This is a genomic window from Parasphingorhabdus halotolerans, from assembly GCF_012516475.1.
GTDB lineage: Bacteria > Pseudomonadota > Alphaproteobacteria > Sphingomonadales > Sphingomonadaceae > Parasphingorhabdus > Parasphingorhabdus halotolerans.
The window spans coordinates 317,315-330,395 of record NZ_CP051217.1; the positions used below are offsets into that span (position 1 = coordinate 317,315).

5 protein-coding genes are annotated in these 13,081 nt (G+C 52.6%); all 5 read right to left on the reverse strand.

What is annotated here, in order from left to right:
- Window positions 1–42: 42 nt before the first annotated feature.
- The 5 genes from HF685_RS01525 to HF685_RS01545 all read right to left on the reverse strand — a co-directional run bounded on the left by HF685_RS01525 (window position 43) and on the right by HF685_RS01545 (window position 13,075).
- Entirely contained in the window at window positions 43–5,097 is a 5,055-nt protein-coding gene (locus HF685_RS01525; RefSeq protein WP_168817990.1) for a beta strand repeat-containing protein, read from the reverse strand.
- A 56-nt stretch (window positions 5,098–5,153) separates the two neighbouring features.
- The gene (locus tag HF685_RS01530) at window positions 5,154–6,938 is read right to left on the reverse strand and encodes a ShlB/FhaC/HecB family hemolysin secretion/activation protein (protein ID WP_211051292.1); all 1,785 of its coding nucleotides are present in this window, start codon (window positions 6,936–6,938) and stop codon (window positions 5,154–5,156) included.
- A gap of 134 nt (window positions 6,939–7,072) precedes the next feature.
- Window positions 7,073–7,879, reverse strand: a complete 807-nt coding sequence (locus HF685_RS01535) for a hypothetical protein (protein WP_168817992.1) — start codon at window positions 7,877–7,879, stop codon at window positions 7,073–7,075.
- Window positions 7,866–9,935 carry an adenylate/guanylate cyclase domain-containing protein gene (locus HF685_RS01540; protein WP_246218698.1) on the reverse strand — a complete coding sequence of 690 codons (2,070 nt, stop codon included), beginning with the start codon at window positions 9,933–9,935 and terminating at the stop codon, window positions 7,866–7,868. Before HF685_RS01540 ends, HF685_RS01535 begins: the two co-directional genes overlap by 14 nt.
- Entirely contained in the window at window positions 9,935–13,075 is a 3,141-nt protein-coding gene (locus tag HF685_RS01545; protein ID WP_168821105.1) for a CHAT domain-containing protein, read from the reverse strand. The genes HF685_RS01540 and HF685_RS01545 overlap by 1 nt, the downstream gene beginning before the upstream one ends.
- Between the last annotated feature and the right edge of the window lie 6 nt (window positions 13,076–13,081).

Consider the following 13,081-nt stretch of genomic DNA (forward strand, 5'->3'; position numbering starts at 1 on the left):
AACCGGCGCTTAGGTCACCAAAGCCAGAAAGGGCACTGGAAACTACTGACAGTCCACCATCAACCGTAAAATTACCCCCATTGGTGATATTGATCGCAGCACCGCCGCCGAGGGCATTGCCACCCTGAAATTCGCGCGATTAAACAGATTCCGAGCCGCTGCTCCTCCCACATCAATGCGCAGACTTTCGGCAAAAATCATCGAACTGCCAGCACCATCCAGGGTGAGATTGACATTTCCGCCGGCAGCATCACCGCCGTCTCCGCTGTCACCGAAAGTTGAAGATGCACCAGCGCCGCCCAAGCCGCCCGCGCCGCCAATAGCATTTGCCGCGAACTGACTGTCCGAGCCATTGCCGCTAGCGTTTAATGTGCTGCCGCCAGTAGCCGAGAAGGTTATGCTGCCGCCATTTGCATTGCCGCCATTGCCGCCATTGCCAGGGACCAGGAATGAACGGGCATTGCCGCCATTGCCGCCATTGCCGCCGATACCTCTGGCGTTGGTCACGCCGTCAGCGGTATAGTTCAGTGTTGCGCCGCCCGTCGCGGAAACCCGAATTGTTCCGCCTGTGCCATTGCCGCCGTTGCCTCCATCGCCAGTGGGTCCGGAATCGATTGGATTGGTGCCACCGTCGCCTCCGGTTCCTCCGGCAGCTTCGGCAATAATAGTAATTCTGCTGTTGGACGAAACGGCACCGAGCGCCCCGTTGACATTCAATATGCTATTACCGCCGATAGCGTCGCCACCGGCTCCGCCATTGCCACCTGTGCCATTGCCACCTGCGCCAGCGCCGCCGGTTGCGATCGCACTGATGAAAGCAGAGGCGAGATTCACATTGGCATTGTTTACATTCAGGGTTGCTGTCCCCGCCTGCCCAAGACCGCCATTGCCGCCATTTATACCGAAGCTACCCGCTGCACCTATGCCACTGGCATCCACGATGTAAGAGCGAGCGGCCGCGTCATCCTGGTTGAGATTAACCGTTGCAATGCCACCGGTGCCGGAGCCACCATTGCCGCCGTTCTGGCCCACAAAACTCTCTACGAAAACAACGTTGCCGTTAGTGGGATTAGTTACAAAGGAGCCCCCTCGACCTGCCGCACCGCCCGTGCCGACAGAGCTGACAGTAAAGTTGCTAAATCCAATATTGCCACTATTATTGTTAAAAGTTGCTGTTCCCGCAATGGCATTTCCACCATTGCCGGCTTGCATAGCTGGTGTCGGCGTTGGCGCACCAGTGATGCCGACGAGCGCCAAACCGCCTGCACCGCCAGTGGTGTTTGAAGACACCGTGATCGATGCCGCACCGGCGTTTACGGAAGCCGACCCTTCCAGATTGAACGTCGATGTGCCGCCGATTGAGTCTCCGCCATTACCTGCGTCAACTCCTGCACCATTTCCGCCCAATCCACCAAATCCACCAGCAGATACCGTCACGCTATTATTTACTGTGAGGCTGCCGGAAAGCGCATTGAGCGTCGCGTTGCCTCCGGTTCCGAGGCCACCATTCCCAGCGGCTATATTCCCGTCGACAATGTCCGAGCTTCCGCCATCGCCGCCAACACCATCGGCGCTTACCGTGAGATTATCGACAGTAACATCTGCGCCGGTCAAATTGAATGTGACCGATCCGCCGCTGCCATCACCGCCGCTTCCCACCACTCCGGGCACGGATGGGAAACCAATCGGTCCGGAACTGCCACCAAATGAAGCGAAGCCATCTGATGAAACCGTCAGATCGCCCGCAGTAAATGTACCATTTATCAAATTAAACGTCGTGCTACCGGCTATACCATCACCGCCCTGACCGGTCACGGGATCTGGTCCTTCGGTGCCTTCGGTGATTGCGCCATTGGTGAATACCGACATGGTTCCAACATTGAAGACGCCTGAATTTTGTAGCGCAATAGCGATATTGCCGCCTCGGCCGACACCGCGATTTGTTGAAGCAGCATCCAGATCATTGCCGCGGCCAAAGCCACTGGCTGTCAATGACAGAGAAGGGGTAGGAGCAGTCGGAAATGTTACATCGTCTGCCAAATTGACGGTTCCGCCATCAACGGTGAAGAATATGTCTCCCGCCGTCGCACTGCCGCCAGAAGTTGCGGAAGTTGCATCCGTGGTGGCGCTGAAGGCCGTTCCCGAGAGAGTGCCTCCGCCTTGCACAGTTACATTGATCGTCCCGGCTATACCGTCGTTAAGGGCACCTGCCGCAGCACCAGTTGTGCGAGAGGCATCAAGCTGGAACGAGCCATTTGCAGCTAGAATAGAATTGTCCACCAGCAGGTTTATGTCGCCTGAAGCAGTTACATTTCCGGTACCTGCTGTCGATCCTGCTGTATTTATTCCCAATTGGTCAGCGATGGTGATGTTCGAGCCATTGAGAACATTTAACGTAACGCCGTTACCGGCTGTTCCTGGAACAACATTGCCTGCAAGAGCCCGGGAACTGTTAGTCCCCAGAATCAACCTATCGACATTCACGGTGCTATTATCGAAATTTACCGAAATTGCGCCACCAGCGACATCGCCGCCAATTCTATTGCCGGCGGCATCATATGAAGCCGCAGCTCCAGCGGCGTTCAATATGCTGAGTTCGTCGGTCAAGTTTACCGTTGCATCGGTAAAATTGGCCACAATGGAACCGGCTATTGCGTTATTCTGGCTGGCCGACAGATTTCCGGTCGCATTGCTCGATGCACTGGCTCCTGCATCCAGACTCAGCGTTCCACCGCTTATAGTTCCGCCATTGACGTTGAAATTGATCAATCCGCCAATACCGGTCCCACCGGTTGCTGTACCCCTGAAATTCGACCCTCCGGAACCGCTCGCATCAAGCGTCAGGCCGAACAGACCGGCTGTAATGAGATTGCTCTCTGTACCAGTAATATTGAAATTGATCGTACCACCGGTTCCCTGACCGGCCGTGACAAGACCCATAATTGGGGCAGCACCGACGTTAAAAGTCGATCGCCCAAATGGACCGAATCTTTGTTGATTGGTGATTTGTAGCACGCCGCCGTTGATCAGATCAACATTGACCGTGCCACCAAAAGTATCCGTGCCATCATCAACTGTAGCTAAACGGCTGTCTCTGCCTGCTACACCGGCATTTGCGTTGAAAACGCCATCGACACCAATTCCGCTGATGCCGCCTCTGGTGCCGTCTCCTGTGCTGCTGATGTTAATGGTGCCGCCCTGGTTTCCGGCAGAAGCCGTCGCGGTCAGGTTTCCGTTAAAGGTCAATGTGGAGCCAGGATTGGTAATCATGCTGATCACATTGGCCGCCTGCAAAACAGTATTGCCGGTAAAGGTCATGTCTGCGCCAGCGAGCGGCTGCAGCAGGATAGAATCGCCTGCCGTAAATTGCATATTGAGGAAACCAACACCGACATCGGCCGTAATACTGCTTGAGGGCCTCATATTTATGTTGTTATTGGCAAACACGTCTATATCGCCGAGCATGCTGATATCGCCGAACTCGATATTTGCATTTTGCGCTGGATCAACTGTTTTAACGGCAACCTGGTTACCACCACTGGTCCCAACGCCGCCGCCAGCGGTGAGGATAATCGTGCCCTCATGCTGGTTGGTGATTGCACTATCGGCAGGAGCATAACCAACGGAACCGGACAGCAGCATAGTCATTGCCTGGTTCTTGGGGACTGCCGCCATCACGATGTTATGATAATCGAAATTACCGGGCTGATTTGAAGCTACTGGTCCGGTCGTCGTTCCGGTATGAACGATGCCGTTAAGATCTTCTGTCCCCACGCCGATAGATATGTCAAACAAGCCATTATTTATGGTTAGTTCGGCCTGTTCCGCACCGATGTAAGCGACTGAACCATTGACGTTAACGTTCGGACGAGCGCTACCGAATGCAGGATCACCGAGAACCTGCACTCTCGGCGCAACAATGGCCAGAAAGCTGTTGTCGTTCGTCAAATTAATTTGCGGTGTGGCATCATTATTAGGCTGGATTGTGACCGCCGAGAGGCTACCGGACGCGCCGTTGAAACGGATTGAGCCCCCGGGTCCGAATAATCCTCCGCTGGTATCAATATCATTGGCAGTAAGGACAAGGCTGGCCATGTTAAAAGTCGCCTGACTGCCAACAATTATTCCGCCGGGACTATAAAACCAGATGTTTCCGCCGAAAGCCAACGGGCCCGCTGTCGTGAGTCCCGTCACGAACCCGTCAAACTGCACGGGACGGGTCGCCGTGCTCGGCAGTATCCGGTTGAGTACGGTAAAATTGGCAATGTCGCTGACGAAACCCAGTTGACGACCTGCCGGAAGAAAAGTGATGGGTGCCGTGCCCGTTCCAGTGTCAAATGGAACCCAGTTGACTATTGTTTGTGCAGCACTGATGTTAAACGCATCCGTTGGGTTGCCTGCGTTTCCAGGAGTAAACGTGGCTTGGGTATCATCGTAGGTTGCGGTCGCCAATACATTGAAGCCCGCCCTTGAAACAATCGCCTGCGGCTGATTTATGGGCGCAAAATTTGGGGGCATTTGGGCTTCGTTCAGCCCCGGCACGGGGGCATTGATCCGCACAGTATCAAGATCAGCAACGACCGGCGCCGAAATGCGAATATCGCTCGGATTAAACTGCGCGTTCGGTGTTTGCGGTTGATAGGCATCCGGCAGAGTTATCGGGCTACTGATACGGATATCTTGCTGCGGCAAGCGGGAAATAGGGCTGGAAATTCGAATATCCCGCGCCTGAAAATCAGGACCCCGCGTTTGTGGCTCATTTGCATCCGGTAGCATCACTGGTGCAGAAATCCGTACGTCATTCACCGGCAGCGGCGTAACCGGTGCCGTTATCCTGACGTCGCGCGGAGCGAAATCCGGTGCGCGGGCATGGGGCTGATTCTGCACCATTTCGACCCGCTGAGGTAGGGTGACAGCATTACCAGTCGGATAGTTCTGCACCATCATGCCGGGAGCACGCTGCTGCGCTTGCGCTTTTTGCGGCACCGTGGCGAGCAACATCGCCGCAGCTGAAACGGAGACCCCTGCAAGCAATCGTATTTTGCCAGCCGCGGATGATTTCCACACTGTTGTCTTCGCTTTGACTTCGCTCGTCATTGCCTATTCCTCAACTGGTTGTTTTGTGTCTGTCTGTGTCATGATCATACCCTTGGTTATCGACTCCATGGGGCTAACTGGATTGTAAGTGTCATCAATGCCCGTGCGCTGTCCCTGCGCGCTTGGAACCCGGCTCGTTTGAGCGGGACGACTGCCATCACCTCTAAGCTTGCTTGCCGCGCGATGGTCGCGCGAAATCCGCCGCCTGCTGAATATAATTTTTGCGGATCACCGGGGACATTCTTGTTCCAGACGGCCATGCCATCGAAAAACACATAGGGCTGTATCGCATAGCCATTTGGAGTTGGTGGGACGAGCGAGCCATAGCTAATCTCGGTTTGCAGGCCATATCCGCTGTCACCGATAATCGTTCCGGGATCATATCCGCGACCAGTGGTGTAATTGCCGCCCGATATTTCTTCGTAAGAAAATAGCGCATTGTTCGAGAGTTGAAACCGGGGCTTCAGTGTAAATGCCAGTAAAGGGGTAGGGCGATAGTCCAGTTTGGCTTGCCCACGTAGCACCAGTGAAGTGGGATCGCCGTCTGTCCGCGTGGGTGTTCGCAAGTCGTCTAGCCTGCCGGTTGCCCCGCATCGGTCAGAGCGTTCAAAGCAACTTGCGCTGGTACCAAAAATATCTAATCCCTGTCGTAACTCAAGTGAGCCAGCCATTCCCCATTTTGGTTCAAAAGCCGAATAACCATTGCGACTTGCGATGCTGCCGGGCTCGATCTGGTTGAAATCGATCCGCGCATAGGCGATGCTGAGCTTGTCTCCGTTCAGAGGATTATTACCGAAGTTGGTCTTCTGATCGATATGTTCGATTCCAACAGTGCCCAGCAAGTTCCGGGCTTGTTTGCGGATAAACGGAAAGGTCGCATAAGCATCTGCAACCAAGGTCTCTGATCGAATATTAAAGCCACCGGCAATTTCCGGTTTGGTCCATGCATAAGTGAAATTGCCACCGATTTTAAGGCCTTCCCCGCCAACGCGAAACTCATGGCCGAGCTGAAGAACCTGCTGCTCCTTGAAATCGGCGGTTGAATAGATACTGACAGTGGTTTCGTCGCCAAGCCCGGTTAGACCGTTAAAACGAACCCGAGCAAGCCCGCCAAAGCGACCAACCTCTTCGGAGCCGAAATTCTGAACATTGATATCGGCATAAACAGGTGTTCGGATAACGTTGAACTCGCCAATCACATCGCCAGGTTGCCCACCCATTTCGTTGGACACCGGGCGCAGTGCCAATCGCACGTCCAGACCAGGAATGTCTCGTGCCAAGAGCAAATAGCGTTCAGCCAAATCGATATTGAAAACCGGTTGTGCGGCGAGTTTCTCTACATATTGCTGCAACAGGTTTTGAGATGGACCGGCATTGCCTCTTATCTGAACCGCAGTCATCCGAGCCATTAGAACGTCAAATTTGACCGTACCGTTTTCGATTTTCTGCGGAGGAACCTGAACTGCTGCAAGATAACCCGCACCCCGCAATATGGTTGCTGCGCGATCGCGTATTTCACAGACCACAGATATCGGTAGCTCCTGACCAACGTAGCCGCTGTAAGATGACGCTAAAACCGATGGATCGACAACTTTCAGCCCAGAAAATTCCACTGCGGCCAGCGTGAATTTGACATCGGCGAATTCCGGGTTGGCAAGCGGGCAGGCGGAGCGCTCTACACCGCCTTCAACGGTGAGGGGCTGCGCTTGGTTTCTCAAAGCCTCTTCAACAACGCCCCGTTGTATCTCTTCTCTGGTCGGAGCCGCTGAAACATTTTGTGCTCTCGCCGGCATGGTCCCAAAAACACCGGCAACAGCCGATACCAGAACAATCTTATTCAATGTTGCGCGCGCTCGCGACATATTCATCCCCGTAGTGCAATGACCCCCGCGCGACCCTTCAGGAACATTGTTTTGTTCCGCTCGTTCAAGTCCTCATATCATGAACGAAGCGGAGATTTTAGTACCTTAGTCCATTATCCTTGATCCGTATTGGACGAAGACGACTCGCCTTCCAATTTTTCAACCAGCAAATCTAGTTGACCCTGACAACCGTTTTCAATCAGCACCTCTGCAGTTTGATCGACGTCCTCAGGATTGGTAGAAAGAACAACGAAATCTACGGCAACCGCATTGGGAGTGTTTGAAGCCAGAACGCGGTAGCTTGCACCGTTGGTAATCGGCGCAGCTTCTCTTGGCCATGCTTTCAACGGGTTGCCCTGTCCCCATACGACTTGGGTTACGCCGCCGTTGGCGGGCTCAATGATGCTTGCGGTTGCAGATCCGGTGTAATCGGGCCGCCATAAAACTACCCTTTCAGCGTCCGCGACGCAGAATTTACCGCCTTTACGAACATCAAGATACCAGAGGTTTGGATTTGTTGGAGTGACCTCGACGGTTGTAACGCCCGCACTGCGCACCGCCCCGGTGCGTGCACGACCGCTGCCCCGGTTGCTGATGAAGCTGGCTAGTCGGGTTGTCGCGCCCGTTGCTTGTGCTTTCCCGCTAGCTGCCGAAAAAGTGCCAGGCCCCTTGAGCACTCGCGTTCCGCCTTTAGTCAAAATCGTAACACTGTCCTGATTGGTCAGCGTGATTTTGGCAGTATTGGCCATTTTTTTCCCGGCAGGATAAGCAGAGGATGACGGGCCAGTGGATCTAATCACCATATTTTGTGCCATGGCCGTACCGCCAAGACCCATAAGGAGAATGGTACCCAAAATCGCCTTGCCGGCGCGGGAAATTGATTTTTTCGAAGTTGCTGTTTTGTGGTTATCCAAGTGCATAGCTTTCTCCATTCTTTGTTTTTTGAAGTCTCTTTAGCAAATTGACCAGACCCAGGTCCTTTTTTTCTGGATCGGTGCCGATTTCTGCAATCATAGCAACAAGTGCCTGAATGGCTGTTGTATCACCTTTGTCATGCGCTGCTATGACTGCGGTCACTGCTGCGCGTTCTTTTTCTGCCCAATCTGGCACTGGTTCAAACACATCAACGGGAGTTGATCTGCCGCGTAAAGTGATCTTGCCCATCGGCCGATACCAATCAAGTCCGGTTCGCTCCATTGCTTCGCGGCTGATCAAAACTTTCGTTTCGAGAGCTTTGTTGGCTGCCTCCAATCTGGCTGCTGTGTTCATTGCATCGCCCAACGCGGTATATTGTATGCGACCCTCCCCGCCAAAATTACCGACGATGGCATCGCCATAATGCATCCCGACCCGCGTAACTCCTATTTTCGGCACGCCTTCGGGGACATTTTTTCGAAATTCTTCTCCCGCCAAATACAGCGCGTAGGCGGCTTTTGCTGCCCGTTCACCATCATCGGGATAGGCAATAGGAGCACCCCAGAAGGTCACGAGTGCATCGCCAACAAATTTATCGATAGTACCACCATATTCTAAAGCGACTTCGCTCAATCGATCCAGATAATCATTGAGCAACGCTGCAACCATTTCCGGTTCAATTGCATGGGTAAGTTTGGTGAAACCCTCAAGGTCGGTGAAAACGGCAAAAATCTTGCGTTTTTCACCGTGAAGCGCCAGTTTCTCAGGGTGTTTCAGGATTTCTCCGGCGATCGATTTTGGCAGATATTTCCCCAACGCATTTTGTGCAAATGCGCGTTGTTTGGAATTGATCGTTCGTGCTGCCGATCCGACCGAGGCATAACCGAACAACCAGCCCAACCCCCAGCCAAAGGCAGGCAATGTCAGGGTGTCGATGCCGATCTTGTGTAACACGAAAGGAAAAATCAGAAAGAATAAGCCTTGGCTAATTAATATTCCAGCTACTTTGATCGAATTTCCCACAATGAGAGCGGAAAGGCCGCCACAAATTGCGACGATGACCGCGGCAACCCAAAGTGTCCACGGCGGAACAGCAGAAGGTTTGTCATCATTTAACAGTTGCGCCAGCATATGGGCATGGACTTCCAGGCCGATCATTTTCTTATCCTCCCCTACGGCTCCAGTGACTGAAGCGACGGGAGTCTCAAACCGATCTCGATCAATGAAATCACCACCAATTATGACATATTTGTCTTTGAGAAGCGGGCCCAACGCTTCTGCCATCGCCGGATCCGCAAAAGCTTCAATAGGAATTTTGTCAAAGACTGGTGTATCTGCAACAGCGGGCACGAGGTAACGGATAGCTCCGGTATTCTCTGCAAATTTTGGATTGGCACCAGCCAGCGCCATAGCGAAGAATGGCGGCAAGCTCCCTGGTAGTTTGGACCATCGTCTGGCGACTCCATCGCTATCTGTTACAAGACGAATAACTGTTGGTTTGACATTGGTACCGGCGAGCCGATCAATAAATCCTTTCAAAAACTCATGTTGGGCATAGTCAATCTCTGGGTTGGTGGCAGCATCGTCATAAGCAAGAAATGTCGGTGTTTTCATCCTCTTGAACGATGCTACCAATAGTTCGTCATCGTCTTGCGGCATATCAAAGAAAATATCGATGCCGATTGCTTTTGCACCAACGGCATCTATTGTCTCCAGTGATTCCGCCAAAATCGTGCGATCAACCGGGGATCTCTGGCCAGTTAGTTTAAGTGTATCTTCATTGTACACGATCATCACGATACGATCATCTTTTTTAATTGAGGGTGCATAGACCGAGGCCCTCATATCATAGAGCGCTCTTTCCGCCTCTTGGATCAGGGGTGTATCCCAGCTGAAACGGGCAATTAATACCGCCAGTATCAAGAATATGATGGTTGAACCGAGCCGAACCGGGCCCAATTGACTGAACACGCGCTGGAGAGATTCCCACACTCCACGGGCTTCCTCTTTCATATCGCGGCCTTGTTCAGTCGCGGTGGAATTGTTGGTCGGTTCAGTCATTATTTAAGTTGAGTCTCCGAACTTCCGGATGCCATGACTTTGGCGACACCGTTGGTTGGTTGATCAGGTAAGAACGGCCGTGCGCCATCTCCAATAATTGCAAACCCCGACCAGTAGTAAGGGTGTGAGGTTTGCGGATCATCCATCAATTTATTTTGTGAGTTGCGCAGAGCGGACCCCACTGACTCGCCTTTGCCGTCAGAAAAAAGTCCGCCAATCAGGCGCTCCGTTGCTTTGAAATCATCAGGCGCAGGCCAGTGACTGGCCAGCACAGATCGGCTGCCGGCGCCAATGAACGACCGCACAAGACCATCCAGCGCGGTGCCGCCGCCACTGCTTACGCCTGCTTCTCGCGTCGCCTGAATACTTGCTTTTCCGGCCGTGTCACAAGCAGACAAGATCACAATATCGGCGTCAAGCTTGAGGTCAAAAATCTCGTCGAATGAGAGTAGTCCATCAGATTTGCCTTGTCCAAATGAAGTCAGCAATGCCGGTTTAGCGGGGCACGACGGGCGCGGCGCAGTGACCAGCCCATGGGTTGCAAAATGCAAAATCCGGTAATCGGATATGTCCGATTTCTGCATGATCTGGCTGTCGGTAAACTGGCCGCCGGTCAGAATTTCAGAACCATCTTGACCGATCACTGATCTCGCGAAATTGAGCTCAGCGTCCGAAATCGGATTATTCCATTCGTTTGCCGACCATTCACAATTGGCATTCTGGCCTTCGCTGGACGCGCGCACTCCTGTGCTGGGCGCTTGCTCGGACACAGGCAGGTTTCTTCCCATACCAAGATATTGCCGTGTAGCTGAGGAAACAGGTGCCTCCCGAGCATCAGCAAACGCCCGGGCAGAAACAGCTGTGCTAATGTCAGTGGATTTTCCAAGCCAGTTCACGCCGGTATAGTCAAAGGCATCGCCATCCGGTTGGTCGGTGCGCTCAATATATTGAGTGACCGATGCATCGTCTGTTACCAGCAGATTGATCGGCAAGCGAAGAAGAGCGCCATCAGGTTCAAACACCAGATGCTGTTTTGTCAACAAACGGTCCGAGACCGGAGCGAAGAGCGATTTATAAAGATCGCGAGCAGCCTCAATATCATACGGATAGGTGACATATCGTCCGTTTTCGAATGTAGATATCGATGCGCGCAGCAAATCTACTTTTTGATCAAGTTCATCTTCATTCAATTCGATTTGATAGATTTTGGCAGACTCTTTGTCAGCGTAAAACATGAAAATATTACGGCCAACAATTGCCAAGCGCATATAGGCTTCCGATGGCGTCATCTGCGCGCGCAGATCTTCAAGGCTGATAAATTTTGAGGACACAGCGCGATATTGCGGATAGTCCGCGAGTTGAACTTGTGCCAGCTGCTGGCTGCGTTCGAGTTCATCGATTTGCGAAGCGAGATCATTTCTTTGACGAATAGTTGCGCCAGTTTGTTCAACCTTGCCAAGGGCAGAAAAGCGGATACGCAATCGTTCGATATTGCGGGTAAGGTTTAGCGATTGCCGGAAAAGCCTCGATGCCTCATCGTTCCCTGCACTCAATTCTCTGGACAGCACGGCTTGCGTTTCTGCCACGCCAGGACGGATTAATATCTGCGATGCTTTGAAAAATTCTTCCGAAGCAGAAGGATCATCGGCCATAAGACGAAAATAGGGTGCAAGCTGATTGGTCATGCCGGTGACTGCGCTGCGCTGGCCAAGAGAGCTTTCGATCACTTGCTGATAAAGTTGCCGCGCTTCGCTGGTTTTTCCACGCCTTAGCAGAAAGGAAGCAAGCTTTGCTTTCGCGCCATTAACTGCTCGCGTTTCAGGATATTGAATGGATAAAAGCTCCAGTCCATTGCGCAACAAAGCTTCACCGTCATCAAATTGGCCTTGTGCTTCCGCAATCAGGGCCAGTTCGGAAAGCGTTTGCACGCGCAGACGGGTGATCGAAACAACCCGGCCATCCCGAACGGCGATAGCCCGATGATATGCGTTAAAGAGTGCCGTTTTCGCCTGATCAAGGTCGCCATTTATACGCTGGGCCGTTCCGATCAATTGCAGTGCTTGAGCATCTATAATCTCTGCGCGTTCCTGTTCAGTAAGCTTTAGATCATCTGTAAATCCTAGCAGCACTCCATTTCTGCCATTTATTCGCGAGGAGATCGGCGTGGTTATCTCAAGGCCTTCGATTAGCGCTGATTTTTTCAGTTGACCTGTCCTGAGTGGCTGCTGAATGCGTACGATAGCTTCATCATAGCGGCCCTGATTGAGCAGGTGCATGCCTTCGAAATTCCTCAACAGGCGCTCATTAATCGTATTGCCACTATTCACCGCTTTGGCTTGTTCAAACAGGCGGTCTGCTTCGGCAAACTCTCCTAAATTGGACTTTTGCAATGCGCGATTGACTAGATATTCGTCGGGATCGATTTTGTTGTCATCGTCGCCTTGCGTGCGCTGCTGCAGCGTTTCAAAAAAGGCTGCCGCCTCGGCATAATCGCCACTCAAATTGCGTCGATAGCCCTCTGCCAATGCCTGCTCCGGTTTCAAAGTAGCGGCTTGAACGCGGGCAAAAGCGAAGGGATCTTCCACAGAAGTGGTTGCGATATCAATAGTACCCTCGACAATGGAGTCTGCCAAAACCGACTTTAACGCCAGAATCGTAGCGCTATCGTAAACGCTTAAGCCTTCTGCAACATAGGAAAAACCGCCTTCAGTGCCTTCGATAACCGAATAAGAGACCGGCTCATCTGACAAACGGCATGTCTTTTGGCTGAACCCGTTTAGCGCCGCAGAAGTTCCATTGTCGGGGCAGCTAATGGCATCTTTACGCTGCGGTGCAACGCGTGCCAGCAAATCGGTTGTAGAAGTTTTGGCGGCATAAACATAACCCACTGGTCTCGCCGAATCGCGGCAAACGACAGCCCAACTTCTATCATAAATGCTCTGCTTGACGGCGCTTTCGAGGCTCCGGTCCTGCACCTGACACAATATGCCGCCCGCCTTTCCAATTGGAAAGCTATCTCTTAGTGTAACCGGCGTGCCCTGAGCATAAGCAATGGATGAGGAGGCCATTAACGTTATCGCCGGTGCAACGATGGACGCAATGTTGAATATCGACGCGGTAAAATTCTTCCGGCGGATCATATCTAC

Bases quoted from the DNA above. Each gene is read 5' to 3' on its own strand.
- HF685_RS01535 (WP_168817992.1), bottom strand. From the start codon at position 7,879: ATGCACTTGGATAACCACAAAACAGCAACTTCGAAAAAATCAATTTCC.
- HF685_RS01545 (WP_168821105.1), bottom strand. From the start codon at position 13,075: ATGATCCGCCGGAAGAATTTTACCGCGTCGATATTCAACATTGCGTCC.
- HF685_RS01540 (WP_246218698.1), bottom strand. From the start codon at position 9,935: ATGACTGAACCGACCAACAATTCCACCGCGACTGAACAAGGCCGCGAT.
- HF685_RS01525 (WP_168817990.1), bottom strand. From the start codon at position 5,097: ATGACGAGCGAAGTCAAAGCGAAGACAACAGTGTGGAAATCATCCGCG.